This window comes from Mangrovibacterium marinum (assembly GCF_003046625.1).
GTDB classification, from domain to species: Bacteria; Bacteroidota; Bacteroidia; order Bacteroidales; family Prolixibacteraceae; genus Mangrovibacterium; species Mangrovibacterium marinum.
The window spans coordinates 25,996-50,506 of sequence record NZ_QAAD01000015.1 but is presented as its reverse complement, the minus strand read 5'-3'; the positions used below and the strand labels follow the sequence as shown (position 1 = coordinate 50,506).

The following is a 24,511-nucleotide window of genomic DNA, read 5'->3' as shown; positions in this document are numbered from 1 at the left end:
CACCATCTACCATAAGTCAGCCAACTCCCGATTCCGCCCAAAAAGAAACTCCGATCCCAAAACGGAACCGGAGTCTTTCTTCCCCATTTTCATAAAAAAGCGATCAAACCATCTATTGATCAGTTTGAATGTCCGACACTTCTTTTTCTTTGTTTTTATTTTTGCTTTCGCGCGTCTTCACCACTTTTTCGTAGTATTTAATTTTCTCGTTCAGTTCCTTCACAAAAGGCTCAACCTCGTCCGAAGCAATATTCAGCAAGATCATGGCATTGAGCCGATCGACCAAATTCGTGTAGAGCGGATCGATGGCCAGGCGTGCGGTCCGAACATCGCCACTCTCGCGACCAGAGTATTCTTTGTTACGGGCATTCATCAGTGCGATGAAATTATTGTTCTCCTTCTCCAGCTCGTCCACCCAGGGGCCAATGCCCACCGACAGCAGATAGCCTGCATTCTGTTCCGATTTCAGGTCGTACACCAGATTGGTCAAGGCGGCGCTCTCGGCATTATAGCTCATTTGTCGAACATTTCCGTAGAGATCGAAGCAGCGCATTAATGCCCGGGCGCTTTCGCGTTCGGTTTCAAACGGACTCAGCAATGTAGACTGGGTACGACCGCGAACAGCCGAATAAATCTCGTCGCGGGCATGATCGGTGTCCTTTACCGATAAGGTTTTTAAACTACCGGTTTCTACTTTCATGTGCAGATCTTCGTTCTGAAAGGCTTCCAGAAAAGCCGGAAACACGTTGTCGATTCCCAGCATTTCGGCATTATGCGCAACAACCAGGTCTTTCACATCGGTCATAAACTGAAAATGCTCGTTGTTTTGCATCGGGTACAGGCTGATTTTCTCAATTTGTAACATGCTTAATTATTTATTGTGGTTTTCAAACTTTCGTGCAAGTTACAATAAGCACAAACATCTATCAATATTCTTTCCTATGTTTATAATCATCAAAATAAATTGTTATTAATTGATAACTTTTAATATTTTATACGGAAGATAAATTCATCAACAAGCAACTATATACCACAACTATAAAGACACAATTACAAAAAGCGACATCGCTCCAAACGCCGCACGACCACACCAACAAACAGAATCCCTAAAAATAAATACTGATAATGACGACACACAACACCTCGGCCATCTGCCGAACAAAAGCGAGCAATCCTTCGCAAGGGTACTCACAGCATGAGTACCCTTGTGTTGCACTATATTCCAGTGCTCATGCCATGGGCGCATAATTGTTGCACAACATTTTCGTCCTCACGTCATGAGCGCCCAATTGTTGCATAACATTTTCGTCCTCACGCCATGAGCGTCCAATTGTTGCACAACATTTTCATCCCCACGTCATGAGCGTCCAATTGTTGCACAACATTTTCATCCCCACGTCATGAGCATCCAATTGTTGCACAACATTTTCGTCCTCACGCCATGAGCGCCCAATTGTTGCACAACATTTTCGTCCTCACGCCATGAGCGCCCAATTGTTGCACAACATTTTCGTCCTCACGCCGTGAGCTCCCCATTGTTGCAGAACATTTTCGTGCTCACGCCGTGAGCAGTTATATCGGGCACCCAACAGGCATGCTAAGCAAGACGACCAAAGCATTCGCACCACGAGAACCAGCCGGCAAGGTCACCATCATCGAAAAAAAGCGGAAAAAACTTCAACTAAGGTGATTATTCATTCTGATAAGTTTTGTAATTTGCTGATCGAAATAAAAATAGGGATGAAAACGCCTCAACAAATCAGCGCATCCTGCAAGCTAGCTAAACGAACTCAAACCAGATGAAAAAAAACAAGACCAAACGCCCTATCGGGATTTCCCAAATCGCCGGGATTATTGTTGGTGTCGCCGTTGCCATTTTTGTTCAACAGTTTTTCTTTACCACCGCCACTTTCGAGGAAACACTAAGCGAAACAGCCTCGGAAATTAACCAAACCTGCCCCATCATGGTCGACAGCGAAACGCGGCTCGACAGCACCATGGCCATGCCCGACCACTGCTTTGCTTACAACTACACCCTGGTAAACCTGGAACGCGACACCATCGATGCCGAAGCCTTTGCGCGCTACATGACTCCGGTTTTGGCCGACCACATCAAAACCAGTCCCGACATGAAATCGTTCCGCGAGCACCAGCTCAGCCTCACCTATACGTATAAAGACCGCAACGGTGTGTTCATCACCAGAATCACCATCACGCCCGATATGTACAGTTAACCGGGAGCTTACTTTCGGTTCATCAAAATTGAAGGTTTGTCGGGGGTATTCACCATCCAGTTCGAGAAGTCGTGCAAATAGTTCCAGAAGGCTTCAAGCACCGGCTCGGGAACATTTTCGAGCTTGGCCAGCACCCGGGCATAGCATTGCAGCCACACAACCCGCGCGTCGGCATCGATGCGAAAAGGCAAGTGCCGCGATGCCAGTTGCGGCGAACCACGGCGCTGGTTAAAATAATCGGGGCCACCCAGCCGCTGAATAAAAAAATCGGCCGAGCGCTGCTTGGCTCCCGCCAACCCCTTTTCATCATCCGGAAAGAGGTGCTTAATTTTACTCGCTGCCAGCAGGTCGTAATGATCGCTCACCAGTTGCCGCACCCCTTCTTCACCCAACACCGCATACAGCTCGTTATCGGGTTGATATTTATTTAGTCGCAAGCCAAAAGGCAAGCGTGTAATCTTGAATTCCATTTTCTGAGACTTTTTTTTTCAGCTATAACCCGTCAGTATGGCCGAAGGTTTAGCCGTTGAATACAACTTTTACTCATCGCCTGCCAGGTGGGAGGCAACAGTTCCCCAAACCGGCCGATCGCCCCACACTGCCAGGGCAAGCGCACAGCCCTGCGGGGCCAACATTAATCCTGTAAAAAGAATCGATAAGAGACCTTCAAATCCGGAATACTGCAAACAATTTTTGTTACTTTTGCTCAGGCAAAATAGCATTGGAAACAGATCTATGTTTGAAAAGTTAATCGTACTCGAAGGGGTTGATCCTCTTGAATTCTACGGCGTAAATAATGCCAAAATCGATTTGATCAAGGCATTTTTTCCCAAACTGAAAATTATTAGTCGAGGCAACCAGCTGATTGTGCAGGGCGACAAAAAAGAAAGCGCTCTGTTCGAAAAGAAACTGGAGCTTTTGCTCGACCACTACCACCAGTTCAATATTTTACCGGAAGAAACCATCCGCCAGGTGATGAACGACGACCTACAGTCGGCCGACTCGATGAATGTGAGCACCACCGATCTGCTGTTACACGGCAACAACGGCAAACCCATCCGGGCACGCACCCCCAATCAGCGCATTTTGGTTGAAGAAAGCCGCAAGGCCGACTTGCTCTTTGCCATTGGTCCTGCAGGAACCGGGAAAACATACACCGCCATCGCACTGGCTGTTCGGGCGCTAAAAAACCGGGAGATCCGCCGCATCATCCTCAGCCGGCCGGCCGTTGAAGCGGGTGAGCGACTGGGCTTTTTACCCGGCGATTTAAAAGAAAAAATCGATCCCTATCTGCAACCGCTCTACGACGCCCTGCAGGACATGATACCGGCCAAAAAGCTCGAAGAGTTCATGAAAGACGGCATCATCCAAATCGCCCCCCTGGCCTTTATGCGCGGCCGGACACTGAGCGACGCCTTCGTTATTTTGGATGAAGCGCAAAACACAACCCTCAATCAGCTGAAGATGTTTCTGACCCGCATGGGAATGAATGCCAAGTTCATCATCACCGGCGACGAAACCCAGATCGACCTGCCATCGGCCAGCCAGTCGGGCCTGCTACAGGCCAAGAAAATTTTGCGAAACATTGAGGGGATTTCCTTTGTTCATTTCAACACCAAAGACATTGTGCGCCACCGCTTGGTGCGCGACATTGTTGACGCTTACGATAAACACCATCAAAAGCAATTAGCCAAATTTGAAGAACGAAAATCACAAAATAAATCAGAAGAAAATGAGTAAAGCATTGACCAGAACGGATTTCAATTTTCCGAATCAAAAAAGTGTATACCACGGTAAAGTGCGCGATGTTTACAATATTGGCGACGAATATCTGGTAATGGTTGTCAGCGACCGCATCTCTGCATTCGACGTTATCCTGCCCGAAGGCATCCCCTATAAAGGACAGGTATTAAACCAAATTGCAGCCAAATTCCTGGACGCCACCGCCGACATCGTCCCCAACTGGAAAATTGCAACTCCGGACCCCAATGTAACGGTTGGCCATGCCTGCGAGCCTTTTAAAGTTGAAATGGTGATCCGCGGCTACCTGACCGGTCACGCTTGGCGCGAATACAAGAGCGGAAAACGCAGCCTGTGCGGCGTTCCCCTGCCCGATGGTATGGTTGAAAACCAAAAATTTGAGCAGCCCATCCTCACGCCGACAACCAAAGCCGACGAAGGACACGACGAAGATATTTCGCGCGAGGAAATTATCAGCAGCGGATTGGTGAGCCAGGAAGACTACGAAATGCTGGAAGACTACACACTGAAGTTATTCCAACGCGGAACCGAAATTGCAGCCGAAAAAGGCTTGATTTTAGTTGATACCAAATACGAATTCGGTAAAAAAGACGGTAAAATTTTCCTGATTGACGAAATCAACACGCCCGACTCGTCTCGCTACTTCTACGCCGAAGGATATGCCGAGCGTCTGGCCAAAGGAGAACAACAAAAGCAGTTGTCGAAAGAATTTGTTCGTCAATGGTTAATCGAAAACGGTTTCCAGGGAAAAGACGGGCAAAGCGTTCCTAAAATGGACGAAGCCTTCGTGGGTTCAGTAACCGATCGTTACATCGAGCTTTTCGAAAACATTACCGGCGACCAATTCCAAAAGTCGGAAATCGATGACATTCAATCGCGTATTGAGACCAATGTAACAGCCTTCCTGAAGACGCTTTAATTGATCCGTAATCCGCTAAAAAAGGAGTTATTAGCTTCCCGTAATTAACAATCGGGAGTTAATAACTCTTTCTTTTTTTACAAACGCATCACCCGGGATCTTTCAGAATAATCTCTATCTTGCTTACCAGTAAGAAACTGATCGAATGAAAGCAACAGTCTTCTTTTCAATTTTTATTTGCCAATTTTTCGTTCTTTCGCTGCACGCTCAGAATGCGGTAGACAAGTCGACCCGTGTCGCGATCGGCCAGCAAGTGCCGGCTTTCGAATTTGTCAGCGGAGATGGTGAGAAAGCATCCATTGCCGACTACCATGGCAAATTAATTCTGATCAACTTCTTTGCCACCTGGTGTGGCCCCTGCATGAAGGAACTCCCCCATCTTGAAAACGAGATTTACAATAAATACAAGGATAATCCGGATTTTGTGTTGCTGGTTGTTGGCCGCGAGCATAGCCGGGAGGAGATGAAAGCATTCCGCACCAAAAAACAATTCAGTTTCGACCTGATTGCCGACCCCCAACGGACCATATACAGCAAATTTGCCAAAGAGTACATTCCCCGAAATTTCCTGATTGACAGAGACGGAACAATCCTGTACAGTTCCATCGGCTTTAACGACGCAGAGTTTGCCAACTTAAAAGAACTAATCGCCCAAAAATTAGATTCGATAAAATGATTCGCAGCAGCCAAATAGCAGTCCTTTTCATTTTCCTAAGCATGCTTGGGCCGATGAAACTTTGGGCTGCCGCAAGCGATAGCGACCTAGGCATTCGGGAAAAAATTCACGCACTCAACGAACTGGCCGACCTGGAAGCGGAGAGCGAAAATTTCATGAGTAGCATGCAGCTTAGCCAAACTGCCCTGGAGCTCTCCAAGAAATATGGCATGCTCGGCGAGCTTGCGTTGGCCAACGAAAATATGGCTAACAGCTTCCTGGGCTTCAACAATTCGGCCAAGGCCATCAGCCATCTGGAAGAAGCCATTCGCCTTCATAGCAAACTAAAAAACAACGACAAATTATTAGCACTGCACCACCAGATGGCCGGCCTGCTATCGGCCCTGGGCAAATACCAGGCTTCTATTGCACACACACAGGCCTACCAAAACCTAAAGGACAGCATCACCGAGCATAACCAACAAAAACAAATTGCAGCGCTGGAGGCAGGCTTCAGCAAGGAAATACAAGAAACCGAAAATCGCCTGCTAGCCATTCAGTCGGAGAAACAACAGACAAATAATATATTACTGATCATTTCGCTTGGTTTACTACTGCTTGCTGTAACCGCGCTCGTTGTTGCCGTTCGGAAGCACTTGCAGGTAAAACGCTACTTCCTTCGCCTGAACGAGCAAAAAGACCGCATGTTCTCCCTGATCAGCCATGGGTTGCGAGGCCCCATCGGAAGTGTAAAAGGTATTTTCGACCTGATTGTTGAACAAGATATGGACGACCCCAACGAATTAAAGACCATCCTGAACGAATCGCGGGAGGTTGTCGACAGCTCTTTCAATCTACTCGAGAATTTACTGAACTGGTCGAAAAGCCAAACCGGCAACCTGACGGTGAACCCACAGAAAATAAGTATCGCCAGTTTGGTGAAAGAAAACCTGATGTTGTTTACCAGCTCTATTCAGCACAAAAATTTCACCATCGAGAATCAGGTTAACGAAAACCACTATGCCTTTGCCGATATGGAAATGGTAAATGTCGTAATCCGGAACATCCTGTCCAACTCCGTTAAGTTCACCCGCACGGCAGGCAAAATAAGTCTGTATTCGCAAATTGCCAAAGACAAACTACTGCTAACGGTGGCCGACACGGGAGTGGGCATGACCCGCGAAATGATTGAAGAAATCATGGAGGACGACCCAATCGTGATTGGATCCAAAGAAGAAAACTACGAGAAGGATCGCGGTATCGGCCTTAAAATCTGCAAAGACTTCCTGCTGAAAAATCAAGGTAAATTAAGCATTGAGAGCTCGCCCAACCAGGGAAGTCGCTTCTTCATCTACCTGCCTCTTAGCGCCTAAATCAAGGCCAAACAGTCGGGCAACAACTTTTTACGTGGCTGCCATTCGAAAGCCACCAACTGCACAGCCGCCAAGCGGACGGTCTGTTGCTTATCACGGATTCTGCTCGCGCGATTCAACGGGTATATAAAACCCGAAGGTTGAGCCCTCGCCCAAAACAGACTTAACAGTGATCTCTCCCCCAAGCAAACCCACAATATTCTTACATATTGCCAGCCCCAGGCCTGTTCCGCCGAAGTTTTTGTCTCGGTGATTGGCCGACTGCATGAAACGTTCAAAAATAACGTCCAACTCATCCTTGGCAATACCAATTCCGGAATCGGTTACTGTAAAATACAGGCATTCGTTTCGCAGGACAACATGAACCCCCACCTTCCCATGTTGGGTAAACTTAATCGCATTACCGATCAGGTTATACAACACTTGTTTTAAGCGAAAAGCATCAGAGAAACACGGGTATTCGCTTGGTATGTCCAAATTAACTCCGAACGCAATCGACTTGTCCGGATCATTCTCTACAAGTCCGCAAAAATGGGCCTCTAACTCAGCCATCAAATCGTTCAGCCGAAACCAAGCTTTGGTGACCGACATCTGGCCCGATTCAATCTTGGCAATATCAATAATATCATCAATCAAACACATCAGCATTTGCCCGTTTTGACGGATCAGGCGAATAAAGGTCTTCTGCATTTCCGGGTCCAGCTCCTCATCATCCACCAATTCACCAAATCCGATAATCGCATTCATGGGCGTCCTGATCTCATGCGACATATTGGCCAAAAAGGCCGTTTTCAACCGATCCGACGCCCGGGCTTTCTCCTGCTCGGCAACCAACTGATTGTGAATCCGACGCCTTTCTTCAATCATTTCATTGGCCACAACCCCCATCTCGGCAAACTCCCGAAAGTGTATTTTTTCAACGCTAATCATCTCATAACTCCCCTTCCCTCGCTGGAAGAAATGCTTGAACATATCGAAATCCTGTTTAAAATGAAGCCGGAACCGATAGAGAAGATACAACTCAGCCAATACAACCAGCAAAACCAGCAAAACAACTTGCACAATATTTCGCACAACCCCACTCTTCAGTTCCATATTCTGAAGCCTCAATTCCGACTCGAGCTCGTCGATATAAAAACCGGCGCCAAGCATCCAGCCGGCCGGCTTATAATACCGCACATAGGCTATTTTCCGCCCCTTGGTTTGCTCAGTAAAGCCGTTCCAGTCATAATGTATGAAGCCACCTTCGTCACTCGATTTTGCAACTTTCAACTGATTGAGAAACACATTCTGCTGCGCTTCGTTAATGGCTCGCCCCGTCTCGCTGTCCTCCCGATAAACCGAGCCCTCCAGTACAATCGGATAAGCGTCGCTATCCGTCAAAAACAAATAGCCACCATAGCGAAAACGCTCCGAGCTGACCTTCCGGGCAATCTCATCCTGAAATTCTTCGTCATAATCACTTATATAACACTTTGCTCCGAAGTACCAGCCCAACGCATCAAACGGCTCCACGTAACTAAGCTTATCGCCTTGCCCACTTCCCCCGGAGCTTGCATCACCATAATAAATAATACCGCCTTCCGCCTGATGAATCTTGTCGATTTCGGCCTGCACAACCTTGTTGCCATAACTATCGGTAAGCTCCACTAAATTTTTACCGGCAAAACCGGGTTTTCCCGAATAGTAAACCCCTTTGCCATCCAGGGTGTTAATAAAAATATGAGTGTAAGGTGAAAAACCCCGCAACGACGATACTGCCTGAATAATGAGCTTTTCAAGCTCCGGTTGATTCATATCAGCATGATACCGGTTATACAAATCCTCCGCCAGCTGTCGAGCTGTTTGAACATGATCGACCAACTTTTGCGCAACCTCATTGTCGAAAGCCCTTTTCTGATTTTCGATATACTCAACTTCGATTGCAATCAGATCTTTAACAAATTGCTTCTGCTTTTCAATCATCCCATGACGCAATTGCTCACTGGTATTTTTGTATAAAACCAGTTGCTGCGCAATAACCAGCACAGTAACGCTAATGGTGATCAAAACAGTAGTCAGCACAACAACGCGTCGAATATACTCCGGTATACCGGGTGGCGAATTTCTTTTAAACATGAATAAACGACATTACGGTCAACTAGATTTACATACAATATTGAAAGATAAAAATAATACTTCAATAATGTCCCTTCCCCGTATAGTTTACCACAACGTTCACAATATTTTAAACATCTACCTCTCCCGTAACCTAAAGTCCAGGAGAATAAAAGCCGGGAAAAAGCGGAAAAATTATCGTCTGTTAAAACATGTTAAACATATTGAACGTATCAAAAATGAGAAAACACTGGCACTCATTATGCGTTAAATTTACCACTGCAAACAAGGCATAAACACATAATGAACAAAATAAGATTGAATGCTATGAAAAATGTTAAAAATTTGGGTTTAACACTAATTATTGCGTTCGGAAGCGCACTTATTACACTTTGGGCTTACACAAAATTCTTCAACGAACCACAGGTTGTTCGGGTTGAACAGCAGCAGGCAATGCGATACGCGAACCTGCCATCGGCCCCACAAGGTAAAGCTCCGGATCTAACTTATGCTGCCGAAAACTCGGTACACGCCGTGGTACACGTAAAGGTCGTTTCGAAAGAAAATGTCGTCACCTACTCCAATCCCTTTTATGATTGGTTTTATGGCGACCGTTACCAACGTCAACAACCGCGAATCCGCGAAGGATCCGGCTCGGGCGTTATCATGACAGAAGATGGTTACATCGTTACCAACAACCACGTGATTGACAGAGCCGACGAAATCAAAGTTGTACTGAACGATAAACGGGAATACGAAGCAAAGCTCGTTGGAACAGATCGCACAACCGACGTCGCCTTACTGAAAATCGACGCCAATGACCTTCCCCACCTCTCCTTCGGCAACTCCGATGCGTTGAAGCTGGGGGAATGGGTGCTGGCAGTGGGAAACCCGTTCAACTTAACCTCGACCGTTACTGCCGGCATTGTAAGTGCGAAGGGGCGCAACATTGGCATCAACCGAACCGATATGAGTATTGAGTCATTCATCCAAACGGATGCGGCCGTGAACCCGGGAAACAGCGGCGGCGCATTGGTAAATATGAACGGTGAACTCGTTGGTATCAACACAGCTATTGCTTCACAAACCGGCTCCTACACCGGCTATTCATTTGCGATTCCCTCGGCAATTGTTCAAAAGGTAATTGCCGACCTCAAACAATACGGGCAAGTACAACGGGCCTTGCTGGGTGTGAGCATTGGTGATGTGAACGCCGAGGTGGCCGAGAAATACGGGCTCGACAAAATAGAAGGTGTTTTTGTAGCCGGTGTGTCGCCCGATGGAGCTGCCCGGGAGGCCGGACTGGAGCCTGGCGACGTTATTCTGGCTGTTGATGGGGTAACTGTAAACTCTGTTGCCGAGTTACAGGAACAAGTTAGCAAACACCGTCCCGGCGACGAGGTAAAAATTTTGACAAAAAGAGACAATAAATCGAAACCCTATAAAGTAACACTCCGTAATATGCACGGAGATACGGAAATTCTTACCACGGACGCAAATGAATTTCTTGGAGCCAAATTTGACAATGTTACAGAAAACGAGAAGTACAAACTACGCATAAGCCAAGGAATAAAAATTACAGAATTAAGTCGAGGTAAACTAAAGGATGCCGGTCTGAGTGAAGGATTTATCATTACCCAAGTAAACAAACAAGAGGTGAACGGGGTTAATGATTTTGTTGCGATTGTAAAAAAAGCAAAAGGTGGCATTTTTATTGAAGGTGTTTATCAAAACGGAGAAAGAGCCTATTTCGTCTTTTCAACAGAAGACTAGCTGTGGCTTTTAATGAAAACTATTAACATTTGAACTACAAATCGGCCGATTTTGCTTTCGAATTTGAATTATTGACTTTGAAAGTCTATATTTGCACGATTTTTTTAACAGGGTATGAGACAATTAAAGATTACAAAATCTATTACTAACCGTGAGAGTGCGTCTTTGGACAAATATCTTCAGGAGATTGGCAAAGAGGAACTTATCACTGTTGAAGAGGAAGTTGAATTAGCACAACGAATCAAGAAAGGAGACCAGGCAGCGCTGGAAAAACTGACACGCGCCAATCTTCGTTTTGTCGTTTCCGTGGCTAAACAGTACCAAAACCAAGGTTTAAGTCTTCCCGACTTGATCAACGAAGGGAACCTGGGACTGATAAAAGCTGCCGAGAAGTTTGACGAAACCAGGGGGTTCAAATTCATTTCTTACGCCGTATGGTGGATTCGCCAGTCAATTCTTCAGGCTTTGGCCGAACAATCACGTATTGTTCGTTTGCCGCTAAACCAAGTTGGCTCACTGAATAAGATTAATAAAGCTTATTCAAAGTTCGAACAGGAAAATGAGCGGAAGCCTTCACCAGAAGAATTAGCGGATAAGTTGGAGCTACCGGCAGAAAAAGTTGCTGACACACTTCGCGTTTCGGGTCGTCACATTTCGGTTGACGCGCCATTCGTTGAAGGAGAAGACAACAGCCTGCTCGACGTTCTTGTCAACAATGATTCGCCCAATGCCGACCGAAGCCTGATTATGGAGTCTTTGGCTCGCGAAATTGAACGTGCTCTTGCTACCCTTACAGAACGAGAAAGCGACATCATAAGGATGTTCTTTGGAATTGGTTGCCAGGAAATGACCCTGGAAGAAATTGGAGAACGATTTGGGCTTACCCGCGAAAGAGTACGCCAAATTAAAGAAAAAGCTATTCGCCGCTTAAGGCATACATCCAGAAGCAAATTGCTAAAATCATATCTTGGATAGTAAAAAATTTTTCAACCGCCTTTTAAGGCGGTTTTTTTTTGCCCAATTCAAAGCAGCTGTATTCTGCAGGCTCAGTCAGTGCAAACACAACAGACTGACCTGAGCGAACACTCAACTAAAAACAAAGACTACTTTCGGGCAACTACCACTAGCGGGAGTTGTGTTTCAGCATAGGGAGCTCTATCGAAACTACTGTAAAATTCGAGCGTCGAAAACCCCACTTGCCGCAAAATCCACTCAAGCTCATCCTTTTTCAGAGGCATCAGGCTCGCACTATTCTCAGTGATCCGTCCATCCGCTTTCACAGTAAGTTTCGTGTTAAAAGTAATCTTCGGTAATTTGGGGCCCGGCAACTTATAAGCCCGTTCGAATCGGATAAAATCATTCTCGATCAGCGGCAGCGACTCTATTTTTTGCGCCAGAATATGTTTGTAGTTTAAGATCTGCAAAAACAACAGCCCGGTTGCAGGCAACAGCTGAAAACATTGACTTAAAAAATTGTGGATTTGCGACAAAGACTCCAGATGAACGAGCGTATTTCCAAAACAGATTATTGCATCAAAATAGTTGAGCGGAAAATTTTCCCGCAGCTTCATCATATTCATCTCCTTAAAAAGAAGATTAACGCCGCGGTACTCTCTATTTGCGCGCTGTACCATCCGCTGATCCAGGTCTACCCCTACGCCATGCGCGCCAAACTGCCCCAATCGACTCGCCAGTTGCCCGGTAGCGCAACCAACATCAAGAAAAGAGAACTCTTGATCGATTTCGAAATGCGACTTTATAAAGGTCACCTGCTGCTCTTTAACCGGGAAAATATACTCGTAAACATCCGCTATTGAACTATAAAACTGCTGTTTCTCCATCTCCTCAACTTCTTTCTAGGCCAAACAGCAGATTACGATAAAATGTTTGATCCAAACATCGATCACTAAGCGCCCCGAACCTCATTCAGCAAACCTTCACAGGCATCCTCCAAAATATCCAACACCAGTTCGAACCCTTCGGAACCGCCATAATACGGATCGGGCACAGAGTAATGCCCTCCCTGGCTACAAAAGTCGGTCATTTTGAAAATTTTATTCAGGTCCCCAACATTTGATGCTAAATCCTGCAAATCGTTCACGTTATCATCATCCATTCCAACAATGAAGTCGAAACTATCAAAATCAACCTCCGGGTCAAACTTGCGAGCTACCGATGTCAACCGGTATCCGCGGCGGATCGCGTGGCTTTGCATACGCTGATCAGCCGGTTCTCCTTCGTGATACCCCGCTGTTCCTGCTGAATCGCATTCGATATCACTTTCCAACCCGTTCTTTTTCACCAGGCCATTAAAGACAGCCTCAGCACTTGGAGAACGACATATATTTCCTAGACATACAAATAATACTCTTTTCTTCATAATGTAAATAATTCTTGTTGCTGGCTATTCTTTTCATAACAATCTCGAAAGTCCTACGAAGTTTGAAAAACCGAAACGCAAAATTAGTGCTTTACCGACAGCATAAAACAAGTTACCATAAACTTAACCCAACATTAACTTTCAGCCCCCTATTTTGAAATTCAGGTAAAATTAAGGAAATTTGAGCTCTTTATTTGACTTATGAGAGACTTTACAGAGGGGAGTGAAGCACAGCTGATTCTTCATTTTTCAGTTCCGTTAGTTTTAGGAAATATTTTTCAGAATCTATACAATATTGTCGACAGCGTTATTGTGGGTAATTTCTTGGGCAAAGAGGCGCTGGGTGCTGTGGGTGCTTCATTTCCAATCATCTTCACCTTAATCTCACTGGTCATCGGTGTTGGCTCGGGAGCATCAACCGTTGTTTCGCAATACTTTGGTGCCAAAGACGTCGCGAACGTCAAAAAGACCATTGACACAATTTTCATCTTCTTTTTATTTGCCTCGATTGTTGTAACCCTGATTGGACTGAGCCTCAGTCGCTCAATTTTTTTACTGCTCCAACTTCCTGCGGAGATGCTAAACGAGGCTGTAACTTATTTGAACATCTACCTTTCGGGGATGTTCTTTTTCTTTGGGTTTGCCGGCATTACCTCAATTCTCAGAGGAATGGGCGACGCCAAAACCCCGCTCTGGTTTATGGTTATCTCCACCATCCTGAATATTGTATTCGACCTGCTTTTCATCATTGTCTTTAAATGGGGAATCGAGGGCGTTGCACTGGCCACAGTAGTTTCACAAGCATTTGCATTCTTCTCGGCCACCTGGTACCTCAACAAACGCCATACGGTTATCAATTTATCAATCCGTAAATATATTTTCGATCGATCAATTTTCAGAAGCTGTATCCGAATCGGTTTGCCAACGGGCTTTCAGCAATCTTTTGTCGCTTTCGGGATGATGGCCATCATGGGAATCGTGAATACATTTGGCACCAATGCAGTTGCAGCCTACACCGCTGCCATGCGAGTGGATTCCTTCGCCAAGATGCCTGCTCTAACCTTCAGTTCGGCACTATCCTCCTTTGTTGGTCAAAACCTGGGTGCGGAACAGGAGCAACGGGCCCGCAAAGGACTAAAAATCACCATCTTTTTTTCGCTGGCCTACGCAACGGTAATCTCTGCAATCATCATCCTGTTCGGGAAATACATTATCCGGATTTTCACACCCGACCAAGGGGTTATCGACATTGGTCAGGACTATTTAGTGATTGTTTCTTCCTTCTATCTGCTCCTGTCCATCATGTTTACCCTTACGGGATTTTTGCGGGGAGCCGGGGCCACGCTAATCCCCATGTTAACGACCATCGCCTCGCTCTATCTGGTGAGAATTCCTTTAGCCTATTTTTTATCCGACCATATTGGTGTAAACGGAATTTGGTGGGCCGAACCTGCCAGCTGGCTACTGGGAATGCTTATATTAATTGTATATTACTACACCGGTAAGTGGAAAGGGAAAGTGGTTACGCGTACACGAAAAGCATAAGGCAAAACACGTCTGCACCAGCCTCTTTCTAACACGATAAATCCACCGGCAAACCGTCCTCTTTAGATTCAATTCAAATTACAAGAACACTCACACCTCCTAATGCCTGTTAACCAACAACTTGAATCTACACTCCACCTATTTACACGGTAAACTGTGCCCAATAACATTTGCCTATACCCAAATAACAAACCCTATAATTTATTAAATTCAAAGGCAAATGAACAACTAGCTAAAACCGCAACCCTGTTGCACAAAACTTAAACTTTATGAATAGTATTTTCTGGATCGTACCACTTTGTTCGTTAGTGGCCCTGTTCTTTGCATGGATTTTCTTTAAGTCGATGATGAAAAGTTCTGAGGGTACGCCACGAATGATCGAAATTGCACAGTATGTGCGCGAAGGAGCGATGGCATATCTTTACCGCCAGTACAAAGTTGTGGGAATGGTTTTCATAATCCTCCTACTAATTCTTCTTATACTGGCATACCTTGGCGTGCAAAACCCCTTTGTTCCGGTGGCTTTCCTGACCGGTGGTTTTTTCTCCGGCCTTTGTGGTTACTTGGGTATGAAAACAGCAACTTATGCTTCAGCCCGAACAGCTCACGGCGCATCAAAATCACTAAACCAAGGCCTAAAAGTTGCCTTCAGAAGCGGAGCCGTTATGGGGCTGGTAGTTGTTGGCTTTGGCCTGCTGGACATCGCTGCCTGGTATTTATTTCTGAATAAGGTTATTTTCACTCCAGAGCATCTGACAAATGGACTTCACTTTTTAGGTCTCGATTTCGTACACCCAGGCACGACGCCTGAACAGAAATTGGTTGAAATAACAACGACGATGCTGACATTCGGCATGGGTGCATCAACACAGGCGCTATTTGCACGTGTTGGTGGGGGTATATACACAAAAGCGGCTGATGTTGGTGCCGACCTGGTCGGAAAAGTTGAAGCAGGCATCCCCGAAGATGACCCTCGCAACCCCGCCACAATTGCCGATAACGTTGGCGATAACGTTGGTGATGTTGCGGGCATGGGTGCCGACCTTTACGAATCATATTGCGGCTCTATCCTTGCAACAGCTGCATTAGGGGCTGCGCTCCCTGCTGCCGCATTAAAAGCTACCGGGATGGAACAAGAAATGGCTGTAATTGCTCCAATGATCGTTGCTGCAATCGGCATTATCTTCTCTATCCTGGGTATTTTCATGGTTCGTACAAAAGAAACAGCAACTCAAAAGAACTTATTGAACGCACTGCTTCTGGGAACCGGGGGATCTTCCGTATTTATTTTACTTGCAATGGCCGTTATGGCTGCAATCGGTTGGATTACCTGGGGCGTATTTGGTGCTGTGATTATTGGATTGGCTGCCGGTGTAATCATCGGGCAAGCTACGGAATATTACACTTCTGATGAGTACAAGCCGACGAAAGGCATTGCCAATCAAGCGCAACAAGGCCCGGCAACGACAATTATCGACGGGATTGCTGTTGGTATGTATTCTACCTGGATTCCAGTTATAACAATCGTTCTGGGTATCGCAGGCTCGTACTGGGCTGCCGGTGGTTTTGAACACTTTGCAATGGGGGTATACGGTATCGGGTTCGCTGCTGTAGGGATGCTCTCAACATTAGGAATTACGCTTGCCACTGACGCTTTCGGTCCTATCGCTGATAACGCCGGAGGTAACGCCGAAATGGCTGAGCTTCCGAAAGAAGTTCGTGAACGCACTGATGCGCTTGATATGCTTGGTAATACAACAGCGGCAACAGGCAAAGGCTTCGCCATTGGATCGGCAGCTTTAACTGCAATGGCTTTAATTTCTGCTTATATGGAAGAAATTCGCTTGTGGTTTGGTAAGATTGCAAAAGCCGGACAAGGTTTTGTTGAAATTGGAGAATATGTATTCTACAACGATGTTGCTCCAGCCGTGCACGACAGCGTCAAAGCAATTCAAATTTCGGCGGCATCTGTAAAAGATTTCTCAGCGGCTTACGATATCACATTATTTAACCCATTATTCCTGGGAGGTATTTTCGTTGGTTCAATGATGGCATTCCTTTTTTGTGCCATGACCATGAAAGCTGTTGGACGTGCGGCCGGTGCGATGGTTGAAGAAGTGCGTCGTCAGTTCCGCGAGATAAAAGGAATTATGGAAGGCAAGGCAACTCCGGAGTATGCCAAATGTGTTGAGATTTCAACAAGAGGTGCTCAGCGCGAAATGTTGCTCCCCTCGCTTATCGCCATTATAGTTCCTGTTGCCGTTGGTGCAGTGATGGGCGTAGCCGGTGTGGTTGGCCTTTTAGCAGGAGGCTTAACCTCGGGATTCACCCTGGCCGTAATGCTCAATAATGCCGGTGGAGCCTGGGACAACGCAAAAAAATACATCGAAAAAGGAAATTACGGCGGCAAAGGCAGCGAAACTCACAAAGCAGGAGTCGTTGGCGACACCGTTGGCGATCCTTTCAAAGATACATCCGGCCCTTCACTAAACATCCTGATCAAACTGATGACCATGGTGTCGGTGGTAATGGCTGGGTTAACCGTAACACTGAGCTTAATGTAAACACCCCCTATTTATAGGATTTGAACGACCTGCAAGCTTCGGTTTGCAGGTTTTTCTTTTCTGCCTATTGATGAATATTGCAATAATCTTTCAGCAACTGTTCCAGAAACGGAATCGGTTTAAGCTCCGTTTCCACTCCGATTTTCTTTTTGATGATATTCGTGGTTTGCAACACCAGTTGGGCAGCCTTTCCGTGGAATCCAACTTCCCGGCCGTAGGCCAGTACTTCCCGAATGACGGAGATGTCCGGATCGTCCAACAAAGCCGCCTGTGCAAAAACGGGCGCCTCAGCCTCTCCTCGCACATAAGATAATTCATCCAAGCGCCGACTTCCTTTCAATGAAATAACCAACGTGTTAGCTGCCAGATCTCCAACGCGCAGTCCACGTCTGGTTAACACGATGGTGCAAATCCCAATGGCTGCAAAAAAGATCCAAACATCGATGATGCGTAGTAACCATCTCAATAAATACGAACTAAAAGGCACCTGCCGACCGAGCTGGTGTACAACCTTTATTTTCAGAAGCATCTTTCCCAGTGTTTGCCCATGAAACAACAGCTCCAGAATCAGGCTGTAAAAGTACACGGGCAACAGATACACCATCAGGAACACATTGCCCAGAGCCAATGACCGGGTCAAAATAAATCCGATCATTGCGTAAGCAAACATCAAAATAAGATCTACTATTGCAGCTAAAATGCGATCTCCAAGCCCCGCATTATTCAGGGCTAATTGTGTATTCTGGGCGGTTTGAATTTTAAGGTCAGTCATCGGCAATTTATTATCAATAAATTATGCAGGTTATCAAGTATTTTCTATTTTAGCCTATGAAAATAACATATTCTTTTTTTTCAAGAATATTTTTCACCAAAAAAGAACTCAATAAATCAGTTTCCAGCGAACCGGACACAAGCAATCAAACCAACAGGATGAAGGAAATCGTTTTTATCAAACGAAACTCGGCCAGATGGAAGAAAATCGAAGGACTTCTTTCCGATAATACAACCATACCGCCTGATGAGCTCTATGAACTTTATATTGGGCTGAATGATGATCTATCGTATGCCAACACCTTTTATCCGAACTCCGGCGCTGTACAATTCCTGAACAAACTGACCATTGATCTGCACCAAAAGATTTATCAAAATCAAAAAATCCAAAAAGGCCGTTTTAAGCGTTTCTGGACGACTGAATACCCGCTACTGATTTGGGAAAACCGAAAATATATTTGGTATGCTTTGGCCATTTTCATTGTCAGTGCCCTAATCGGAGCCCTTTCAACGGCCATCGACCATGATTTTCCGCGGCTGATCCTGGGAGACCGCTATGTGAACATGACGCTCGATCATATCCACCAGGGAGACCCAATGGCCGTTTACAAAAAGGCCAATGAGGTGAATATGTTTTTGGGAATCACGATCAACAACATTCGTGTTGCGCTGTACGCTTTTGTGGCCGGCGTGCTATTGTCGGTCGGAAGCGGCTTGGTGCTACTCAAAAACGGCATTATGCTCGGCTGCTTTCAATATTTTTTTTACCAACAAGGTGTTTTAGGCGAATCGCTATTAACAATATACATTCACGGAACCTTGGAACTTTTTTCGATTGTGATTGCAGGAGCTGCGGGAATGCGGGTTGGCAACGCCATCCTTTTTCCGGGCACCTATTCGCGACTTGTTTCCTTTCAGCGAGGGGCAACTGCCGGTTTAAAAATCGTTGCAGGAGTAACTCCGCTATTTGTTGTTGCCGGCTTCCTGGAAGGATTCATCACCCGCCACACCAATTTTCCGGCTGCTACAAGAATTGCAATCACCATCCTATCAGCCGCTTTTATTATTGGCTATTTCTTCTTATATCCCAAATACTTATCACAACAAACTAAAACTCATGCAAACCAACTTTGAATTCAGACAAATCCGGGACTTTGGACTGGTAATCAGTCACTCGTTCGATTTCATAAAACTGGAGTACAAACGATTGGGAAAGGCGCTACTTCTTTATGTGTTGCCTTTTTTAGTTGTAACCGGCATTCTACAGTTTTTTGTTCAAATTTCCTTTGTGAACAATTTCACCAAAACAATTCCACACACTTCCGATCCTTTTGCTGTTTTCAAAAACGGAAGCTTTTTCATCAGCTACTTGCTGCAAGCGCTGAATTACACCGTGATGTCGTCAGTCATTTTTCTGTTCATCAAACTTCACCAGGAAAAAAACGGTGACTTTGAGATTGAACAACTCTGGCCAGCCCTGCTAAAAACGAGCGTAAAACTGCTTATCGCCCTGTTTATCACCAGTGCGATATCGATTGCAGCCATGATTTTCCTACTTGTTCCCTGCATTTACCTGGCAACTGTTCTAAGTTTGGTTGGTCCAATTATCGTTATCGAAGAAGCGAGCCTCGGAACAGCCATGAGCCGAAGCTTTACACTGATCAAAGAAAACTGGTGGAAAACCTTTGGTGTGATCATCATCGGTTGTCTTATCCTCTATATTTTCACAATAGTACTAAGCATCCCTCTGATTATAGTTACCGCATTCAAAACCTTTAGTGCCATTTCCAATAAAACCAGCCCGGAGCTGTTTAGCTCTGGATATTTTGTTGCCAACACGGTTATTTCCGTATTCCAAACGCTTGGTTACAGCCTGATGGTCATTTTAATAAGCATTCAGTATTTTAGTTTAGTAGAACTGAAAGAGCGTCCGTCACTGCAAGATAAAGTTGACCAGCTAGCTTCGGACAATGCCTGACAACAAGCGACATATCACGCGCTTCGTGCTACTCTGTATCCTGCTTTTGGGCATCGGCCAGTTTTGCTTTGCTTTAGTACCCGAATCGCGGCAAACGAAAGCCGGACATTTCAATGAAGAAAAGCTGGCGAAATTTCGCAGCAACCGGGACTTCAGCTACGAAAACAACAGTCCGATGAATGACAGTATCCGTGAGAGGATACGATATTATATCCATGAGTTTCTAAAATTCATTTTTAGCGATAAAGGCGCGGCACCCTACATTCGCTACACTGTTTTAGCAGCCATTATAGTTGCTGCCATCGTTTACCTAACCGGTGGAAAGTACCAGTGGTTTTTGGCAAAAGAATCAAACGTAAAAGCGGGAATTGTTGCATTGCCACAGGACGATATCACTCAGATAGATCTGGAAAGCCTGGCTAACCGAGCGTCTCAAAATAAGGACTACAGACTTAGCATTCGCTACCACTACCTGCACCTGCTGAGCCTATTAAATGAGCATCAATACATTGACTGGCATAAAGATAAAACCAACACCGACTATCTGCACGAAATTAAGCCGCCCGACATTAAAGCGCAGTTTAAGCAAAACACCGTGGTGTTCGACTACGTCTGGTACGGACAGTTTCAGGTGAACGACCAGCAGTTTTATGCCATCCGCGAAAGCTTTCGGAAACTAACGGAATCCCTTCAAAACAGAACTGGTAAAGAATGAACAGTAAGTTAAAATACGGCGTCATTACCGGGCTGTTATTGGGGATCCTGGTTTATTTGGAAAGCATTGCCCCCCGGCAAACCGACTGGACGACCAGCTACTCGAAAAACGACAAAATACCATACGGTAGCTGGGTGATGCAACAGGCCTTAACAGATTTGTTTCCCGGCACAAACATTCGGACAATCGAGGAAAGCTTCTATCAGCATTGGAACCGACAAAACATGGACTCGAGTAGCGTTATCATCGTTACATCCAATTTTGAGCCGGATTCTCTGGACCTCGATCTATTGTTCCGAAAAGCTGCCCAGGGCGATCAGATTTTTATTGCCAGCCAGCAGTGGCCCAAAAGCCTGAGCGACTCGCTAAAGTTCAATTCGAAACGATTGCATTCAAGTTTACTGGATTCGCTGACACTCCTGCAAGTGCAGGGCAAAGCCGGCTGGAGCGAACCATTCGCCATGAAAAAGCTGGTTACAACAAGCTGGTTCGAGCTGCCTGAAAACAGTCCCATCGACTCCTTAGGACTGGGAAACGGGAAGCTTAACTTCATGGCAATTCCCTATGGCAAGGGTAGTTTCCTGCTGCATTCGCAGCCGCTGGTATTTACCAACTACCACATTTTGTATAACGATCACAGCTATCTGGAACGGGTTTTAAGCCGAATAACTCCTCGGGCAAGCCTGGAGTGGGATGAATATTACAAACCCCTTCGACAGAAATCGAGCTCCCCCATGAAGGTAATCCTGTCGGTAAAAGCATTGAGAGCTGCCTACTGGCTATTGCTAATCGCTTTGCTGCTCTACATCCTGAGCAATATCCGTCGCCGTCAACGCACAATACCGGTGCTTCAGCCCAAAGTCAATCTCTCGCTCCACTTTGTCGAAACAATCGGTATGCTTTACCATAACCGAAAAGATCATAAAGACTTGGTGAAGAAAATATTTACAGTGTTCGCAGAGCAGGTCACAACCAGATACTTCATTCGCATCGACTTCAGTAATAGCTGTAGCGAAAAGCTGGCCAACAAGTCGGGAGTGAGCGATAAAACGGTAACACAACTTTTCAACCGCTACCAAATTCTTTCGAAAAAAGAACAGGTTTACGACGACGAGCTAATGAGATTTAACAACCTGGTTGAAACTTTTTACCGCGAAAGTCGACAAGCAAAATCACAAAATACCTCCAATCATAAAAACTAAATCATGATACAGATGCAAGAGAACAAACTGTTTGAAACACGAACCGATTTTACAACACTTTGTGAAGCGGTCGCTAAAATCAAAAAAGAATTAGCCAAAGTGATTGTTGGGCAGGAAGCCATGATTGACCTGCTGCTCATTGCCATACTAACCAACGGGCACAGCCTGATAGAAGGGGTGCCTGGTGTAGCCAAAACACTGGCGGCAAAGCTGCTGGCAAAGTCAATCGATGCCGGATTCTCGCGCATCCAGTTCACGCCCGACTTAATGCCCTCGGACGTGATCGGAACTTCGGTTTACAATATGGGCAAAGGTGAATTTCAATTTAAGCCGGGCCCTATTTTCTCAAACCTGGTACTAATTGATGAAATCAACCGGGCACCGGCCAAAACGCAGTCGGCCCTTTTTGAAGTAATGGAAGAACGGCAAGTGTCGCTCGATGGAACCAGCTATCCCATGCAACCTCCTTTTCTGGTTGTAGCCACACAAAATCCAATCGAACACGAAGGCACCTATCGACTTCCGGAAGCCCAGCTTGACCGTTTTTTATTCAAAATCACCGTAAACTATCCGTCGGTTGACGAAGAAGAGCAAATACTGAATGTTCACGATGCCGGTAAACATCGGGTACAGACCGACGCAGTTTCGCAGGTACTGACGGCCAGCGAGCTAGTGGCTTTCCAAAAGCAAATCTTCGAGGTTACCATTGATGCAAGCCTGAAAAAGTACATCGCCCGCATTGTCTCAACAACCCGCAATCACCGCGATATTTACCTTGGAGCATCGCCCCGGGCATCCATCCATATTATGAATGCCGCCAAGGCCCGGGCTGCCGTCAGCGGGCGCGACTTTGTCACCCCAAGCGACATCAAAGAAATCACCAGTCCGGTTTTGTGCCACCGCATCATTCTGTCGCCCGAGAAGGAAATGGAAGGAATACGAGCCGAAGAGCTCATCAACCTTTTGGTACAATCCGTTGAAGTTCCGCGCTAAGCAATAAGCGTCAACACCTAAAAAAGCAATCCATGAGTAAAGGATACCGCAAAATATACCTAAATAAACGCTTCTTTGGAGCCTTATTTACCCTAGTTCTACTATTCGCACTCGGGTATCCCTTCCCCTGGATGTACAATCTGGCCAAAATCACCCTTTTAATTCTTTCCATATTGCTGGTAACCGACATTCTTTGGCTTCGTTTCAGCAAAGGAACAATTGATATCCGACGAAATGCACCGGCCCGTTTTTCGATGGGAGACGATAACCCCATGTCGGTAACATTATCCAACACCTTCCCTTATAAAATACACTACGAACTAATTGAAGAGCTGCCCTTCCAGTTTCAAAAACGCGACTTCAGCCTGAAAGGCGATTTGCGAGCAGGCCAGCACATCACCCGCGACTATCTTCTAAAACCCCTAAGCCGGGGTGCTTATCATTTTGGACAGTCGAATGTTTATGTCACAGGTAGCATTAAGCTAATCTCGCTGCGTATAAAAGCCAATAACGAGCAGGTCATTCCGGTTTACCCATCCTTTATCAGCATGCGTCAGTTTGAGTTGATGAGTATTTCGAACCGACTGGAAGAATTGGGGATAAAACGAATTCGCAGGCTTGGCCAACATTCCGACTTTGATCAGATTCGCGAATATGTTCCGGGCGATGATTCGCGAATCGTCAACTGGAAAGCTACCGCCCGCAAAGCTTCATTGATGGTTAACCAATACCAGGATGAACGCTCCCAACAAGTTATCTCGCTTATCGATATGGGCCGGGTGATGGAGATGCCCTTCAATGGCATGTCGCTGCTCGATTATGCGATTAATGCCAGCCTGGTAATCTCGAATATTGCCATGCTGAAACACGACCGGGCGGGACTAATCACTTTTTCCAAACAAATACACAGCCTGCTTCCTGCTGAACGCCGCGGCGGACATCTGCAACGCATAATGGATGTGCTGTACAACCAACAGACCAACTTTATGGAGTCGTCGTACGAGGCCTTGTACGCCACCGTTACTGCCAAGATCAAGCAACGTTCGCTACTCATCCTCTATACCAACTTTGAAGGACTCCCATCGTGGCGACGACAACTGCCATATCTAAAAAAACTAGCTGCCAAACACCTGCTGCTCGTGGTCTTTTTCGAAAATACTGAAATCGGGCAAATCGTAAACCGTAGATCTACCTGTATCGAGGAAGTATATATCAACACGATTGCCCGAAAGTTTATGCACGATAAAAAGGTCATCGTGAACGAACTTAAACGCGCCGGAATACTGGCTTTGCTAAGTCCCCCCGAAGGTCTGTCGGTTAACCTGATCAACAAATACCTCGAAATTAAAGCCCGGGAATTAATTTAATCAGGGCCCCAGCCGCACTTGTGGATTGAAAAAAAAACAAAATTTACCCGCTTCTTATTCCTTCACGATCTACTTTTTGCTAACTTTATTAGCACCAACGCAATCGACATGCCTGAGCTGCAAATCGATTGATCGCTAAATTCGTTAAGCGGCTGTGAACAAAAGCCAATCGGTACAGTTTAAA

The 24,511-nt window shown here is 45.8% G+C and carries 21 protein-coding genes; 15 read left to right on the top strand and 6 right to left on the bottom strand.

The features are described from left to right. Positions 1 to 112: 112 nt before the first annotated feature. Positions 113 to 865 (bottom strand): DUF6261 family protein, encoded by a 753-nt coding sequence (locus C8N47_RS13680; RefSeq protein WP_107823141.1) that lies wholly within the window; start codon positions 863 to 865, stop codon positions 113 to 115. 934 nt (positions 866 to 1,799) lie between these two features. Here C8N47_RS13680 and C8N47_RS13675 point away from each other — a divergent pair. Beyond that, positions 1,800 to 2,234, top strand: a complete 435-nt coding sequence (locus tag C8N47_RS13675; protein WP_107823140.1) for a hypothetical protein — start codon at positions 1,800 to 1,802, stop codon at positions 2,232 to 2,234. A gap of 8 nt (positions 2,235 to 2,242) precedes the next feature. Here C8N47_RS13675 and C8N47_RS13670 read toward each other — a convergent pair whose 3' ends face one another. Beyond that, positions 2,243 to 2,704 carry a globin domain-containing protein gene (locus tag C8N47_RS13670; protein ID WP_107823139.1) on the bottom strand — a complete coding sequence of 154 codons (462 nt, stop codon included), beginning with the start codon at positions 2,702 to 2,704 and terminating at the stop codon, positions 2,243 to 2,245. Between the two features lie 265 nt (positions 2,705 to 2,969). On the opposite strand from C8N47_RS13670, the gene C8N47_RS13660 reads away from it, so the two are divergent. The 4 genes from C8N47_RS13660 to C8N47_RS13645 all read left to right on the top strand — a co-directional run bounded on the left by C8N47_RS13660 (position 2,970) and on the right by C8N47_RS13645 (position 6,942). Next, positions 2,970 to 3,974 (top strand): PhoH family protein, encoded by a 1,005-nt coding sequence (locus C8N47_RS13660; protein WP_107823137.1) that lies wholly within the window; start codon positions 2,970 to 2,972, stop codon positions 3,972 to 3,974. Further along, complete coding sequence (locus tag C8N47_RS13655; protein ID WP_107823136.1) at positions 3,967 to 4,914, top strand: phosphoribosylaminoimidazolesuccinocarboxamide synthase; 948 nt, start codon at positions 3,967 to 3,969, stop codon at positions 4,912 to 4,914. The genes C8N47_RS13660 and C8N47_RS13655 overlap by 8 nt, the downstream gene beginning before the upstream one ends. 145 nt (positions 4,915 to 5,059) lie before the next feature. Continuing rightward, a complete protein-coding gene (locus C8N47_RS13650; protein WP_107823135.1) occupies positions 5,060 to 5,590 on the top strand; it encodes a TlpA family protein disulfide reductase in 531 nt (176 codons plus the stop codon). Further along, positions 5,587 to 6,942 carry a sensor histidine kinase gene (locus C8N47_RS13645; RefSeq protein WP_107823134.1) on the top strand — a complete coding sequence of 452 codons (1,356 nt, stop codon included), beginning with the start codon at positions 5,587 to 5,589 and terminating at the stop codon, positions 6,940 to 6,942. Before C8N47_RS13650 ends, C8N47_RS13645 begins: the two co-directional genes overlap by 4 nt. A 93-nt stretch (positions 6,943 to 7,035) precedes the next feature. Here C8N47_RS13645 and C8N47_RS13640 read toward each other — a convergent pair whose 3' ends face one another. Next, on the bottom strand, positions 7,036 to 9,060 hold the full coding sequence (locus C8N47_RS13640) for a cache domain-containing protein (RefSeq protein ID WP_107823133.1): 2,025 nt from the start codon (positions 9,058 to 9,060) through the stop codon (positions 7,036 to 7,038). A 306-nt stretch (positions 9,061 to 9,366) separates the two neighbouring features. Between C8N47_RS13640 and C8N47_RS13630 the strand changes: the two genes are divergently transcribed. Further along, positions 9,367 to 10,812, top strand: a complete 1,446-nt coding sequence (locus tag C8N47_RS13630) for a Do family serine endopeptidase (protein WP_107823131.1) — start codon at positions 9,367 to 9,369, stop codon at positions 10,810 to 10,812. A gap of 114 nt (positions 10,813 to 10,926) precedes the next feature. Further along, positions 10,927 to 11,787, top strand: coding sequence for a sigma-70 family RNA polymerase sigma factor (locus C8N47_RS13625; RefSeq protein ID WP_107823130.1), 861 nt, complete (start codon positions 10,927 to 10,929; stop codon positions 11,785 to 11,787). Between the two features lie 128 nt (positions 11,788 to 11,915). Here C8N47_RS13625 and C8N47_RS13620 read toward each other — a convergent pair whose 3' ends face one another. Together C8N47_RS13620 and C8N47_RS13615 are read right to left on the bottom strand one after the other, a co-directional pair. Beyond that, complete coding sequence (locus tag C8N47_RS13620) at positions 11,916 to 12,653, bottom strand: class I SAM-dependent methyltransferase (protein ID WP_107823129.1); 738 nt, start codon at positions 12,651 to 12,653, stop codon at positions 11,916 to 11,918. Between the two features lie 65 nt (positions 12,654 to 12,718). Continuing rightward, complete coding sequence (locus C8N47_RS13615; RefSeq protein WP_107823128.1) at positions 12,719 to 13,192, bottom strand: low molecular weight protein-tyrosine-phosphatase; 474 nt, start codon at positions 13,190 to 13,192, stop codon at positions 12,719 to 12,721. Positions 13,193 to 13,393: 201 nt separating this feature from the next. Between C8N47_RS13615 and C8N47_RS13610 the strand changes: the two genes are divergently transcribed. Then, entirely contained in the window at positions 13,394 to 14,737 is a 1,344-nt protein-coding gene (locus C8N47_RS13610) for an MATE family efflux transporter (protein WP_107823127.1), read from the top strand. 269 nt (positions 14,738 to 15,006) lie between these two features. Beyond that, complete coding sequence (locus tag C8N47_RS13605) at positions 15,007 to 17,301, top strand: sodium-translocating pyrophosphatase (protein WP_107823126.1); 2,295 nt, start codon at positions 15,007 to 15,009, stop codon at positions 17,299 to 17,301. Between the two features lie 64 nt (positions 17,302 to 17,365). Here C8N47_RS13605 and C8N47_RS13600 read toward each other — a convergent pair whose 3' ends face one another. Continuing rightward, positions 17,366 to 18,073, bottom strand: coding sequence for an RDD family protein (locus C8N47_RS13600; protein ID WP_107823125.1), 708 nt, complete (start codon positions 18,071 to 18,073; stop codon positions 17,366 to 17,368). 158 nt (positions 18,074 to 18,231) lie between these two features. On the opposite strand from C8N47_RS13600, the gene C8N47_RS13595 reads away from it, so the two are divergent. From C8N47_RS13595 to C8N47_RS13570, 6 genes are read left to right on the top strand one after another with little or no spacing between them, the layout of a single operon-like run. Continuing rightward, the gene (locus tag C8N47_RS13595) at positions 18,232 to 19,206 is read left to right on the top strand and encodes a stage II sporulation protein M (protein ID WP_107823174.1); all 975 of its coding nucleotides are present in this window, start codon (positions 18,232 to 18,234) and stop codon (positions 19,204 to 19,206) included. Further along, the gene (locus tag C8N47_RS13590) at positions 19,190 to 20,050 is read left to right on the top strand and encodes a DUF7847 domain-containing protein (protein ID WP_107823124.1); all 861 of its coding nucleotides are present in this window, start codon (positions 19,190 to 19,192) and stop codon (positions 20,048 to 20,050) included. Before C8N47_RS13595 ends, C8N47_RS13590 begins: the two co-directional genes overlap by 17 nt. Continuing rightward, positions 20,043 to 20,765, top strand: a complete 723-nt coding sequence (locus tag C8N47_RS13585; protein ID WP_107823123.1) for a DUF4129 domain-containing protein — start codon at positions 20,043 to 20,045, stop codon at positions 20,763 to 20,765. Before C8N47_RS13590 ends, C8N47_RS13585 begins: the two co-directional genes overlap by 8 nt. Beyond that, positions 20,762 to 21,967: a hypothetical protein gene (locus C8N47_RS13580; RefSeq protein ID WP_107823122.1), complete on the top strand. Its 1,206-nt coding sequence runs from the start codon at positions 20,762 to 20,764 to the stop codon at positions 21,965 to 21,967. The genes C8N47_RS13585 and C8N47_RS13580 overlap by 4 nt, the downstream gene beginning before the upstream one ends. A gap of 3 nt (positions 21,968 to 21,970) precedes the next feature. After that, the gene (locus tag C8N47_RS13575; protein WP_107823121.1) at positions 21,971 to 22,960 is read left to right on the top strand and encodes an AAA family ATPase; all 990 of its coding nucleotides are present in this window, start codon (positions 21,971 to 21,973) and stop codon (positions 22,958 to 22,960) included. A 32-nt stretch (positions 22,961 to 22,992) separates the two neighbouring features. Continuing rightward, on the top strand, positions 22,993 to 24,327 hold the full coding sequence (locus C8N47_RS13570; protein ID WP_107823120.1) for a DUF58 domain-containing protein: 1,335 nt from the start codon (positions 22,993 to 22,995) through the stop codon (positions 24,325 to 24,327). Positions 24,328 to 24,511: the final 184 nt, after the last annotated feature.

Bases quoted from the DNA above. Each gene is read 5' to 3' on its own strand.
- C8N47_RS13620 (WP_107823129.1), bottom strand. From the start codon at position 12,653: ATGGAGAAACAGCAGTTTTATAGTTCAATAGCGGATGTTTACGAGTAT.
- C8N47_RS13670 (WP_107823139.1), bottom strand. From the start codon at position 2,704: ATGGAATTCAAGATTACACGCTTGCCTTTTGGCTTGCGACTAAATAAA.
- C8N47_RS13650 (WP_107823135.1), top strand. From the start codon at position 5,060: ATGAAAGCAACAGTCTTCTTTTCAATTTTTATTTGCCAATTTTTCGTT.
- C8N47_RS13575 (WP_107823121.1), top strand. From the start codon at position 21,971: ATGATACAGATGCAAGAGAACAAACTGTTTGAAACACGAACCGATTTT.
- C8N47_RS13610 (WP_107823127.1), top strand. From the start codon at position 13,394: ATGAGAGACTTTACAGAGGGGAGTGAAGCACAGCTGATTCTTCATTTT.
- C8N47_RS13590 (WP_107823124.1), top strand. From the start codon at position 19,190: ATGCAAACCAACTTTGAATTCAGACAAATCCGGGACTTTGGACTGGTA.
- C8N47_RS13600 (WP_107823125.1), bottom strand. From the start codon at position 18,073: ATGACTGACCTTAAAATTCAAACCGCCCAGAATACACAATTAGCCCTG.
- C8N47_RS13655 (WP_107823136.1), top strand. From the start codon at position 3,967: ATGAGTAAAGCATTGACCAGAACGGATTTCAATTTTCCGAATCAAAAA.
- C8N47_RS13675 (WP_107823140.1), top strand. From the start codon at position 1,800: ATGAAAAAAAACAAGACCAAACGCCCTATCGGGATTTCCCAAATCGCC.
- C8N47_RS13630 (WP_107823131.1), top strand. From the start codon at position 9,367: ATGAAAAATGTTAAAAATTTGGGTTTAACACTAATTATTGCGTTCGGA.
- C8N47_RS13570 (WP_107823120.1), top strand. From the start codon at position 22,993: ATGAGTAAAGGATACCGCAAAATATACCTAAATAAACGCTTCTTTGGA.
- C8N47_RS13640 (WP_107823133.1), bottom strand. From the start codon at position 9,060: ATGTTTAAAAGAAATTCGCCACCCGGTATACCGGAGTATATTCGACGC.
- C8N47_RS13625 (WP_107823130.1), top strand. From the start codon at position 10,927: ATGAGACAATTAAAGATTACAAAATCTATTACTAACCGTGAGAGTGCG.
- C8N47_RS13595 (WP_107823174.1), top strand. From the start codon at position 18,232: ATGAAGGAAATCGTTTTTATCAAACGAAACTCGGCCAGATGGAAGAAA.
- C8N47_RS13615 (WP_107823128.1), bottom strand. From the start codon at position 13,192: ATGAAGAAAAGAGTATTATTTGTATGTCTAGGAAATATATGTCGTTCT.
- C8N47_RS13580 (WP_107823122.1), top strand. From the start codon at position 20,762: ATGAACAGTAAGTTAAAATACGGCGTCATTACCGGGCTGTTATTGGGG.
- C8N47_RS13660 (WP_107823137.1), top strand. From the start codon at position 2,970: ATGTTTGAAAAGTTAATCGTACTCGAAGGGGTTGATCCTCTTGAATTC.
- C8N47_RS13585 (WP_107823123.1), top strand. From the start codon at position 20,043: ATGCCTGACAACAAGCGACATATCACGCGCTTCGTGCTACTCTGTATC.
- C8N47_RS13605 (WP_107823126.1), top strand. From the start codon at position 15,007: ATGAATAGTATTTTCTGGATCGTACCACTTTGTTCGTTAGTGGCCCTG.
- C8N47_RS13680 (WP_107823141.1), bottom strand. From the start codon at position 865: ATGTTACAAATTGAGAAAATCAGCCTGTACCCGATGCAAAACAACGAG.
- C8N47_RS13645 (WP_107823134.1), top strand. From the start codon at position 5,587: ATGATTCGCAGCAGCCAAATAGCAGTCCTTTTCATTTTCCTAAGCATG.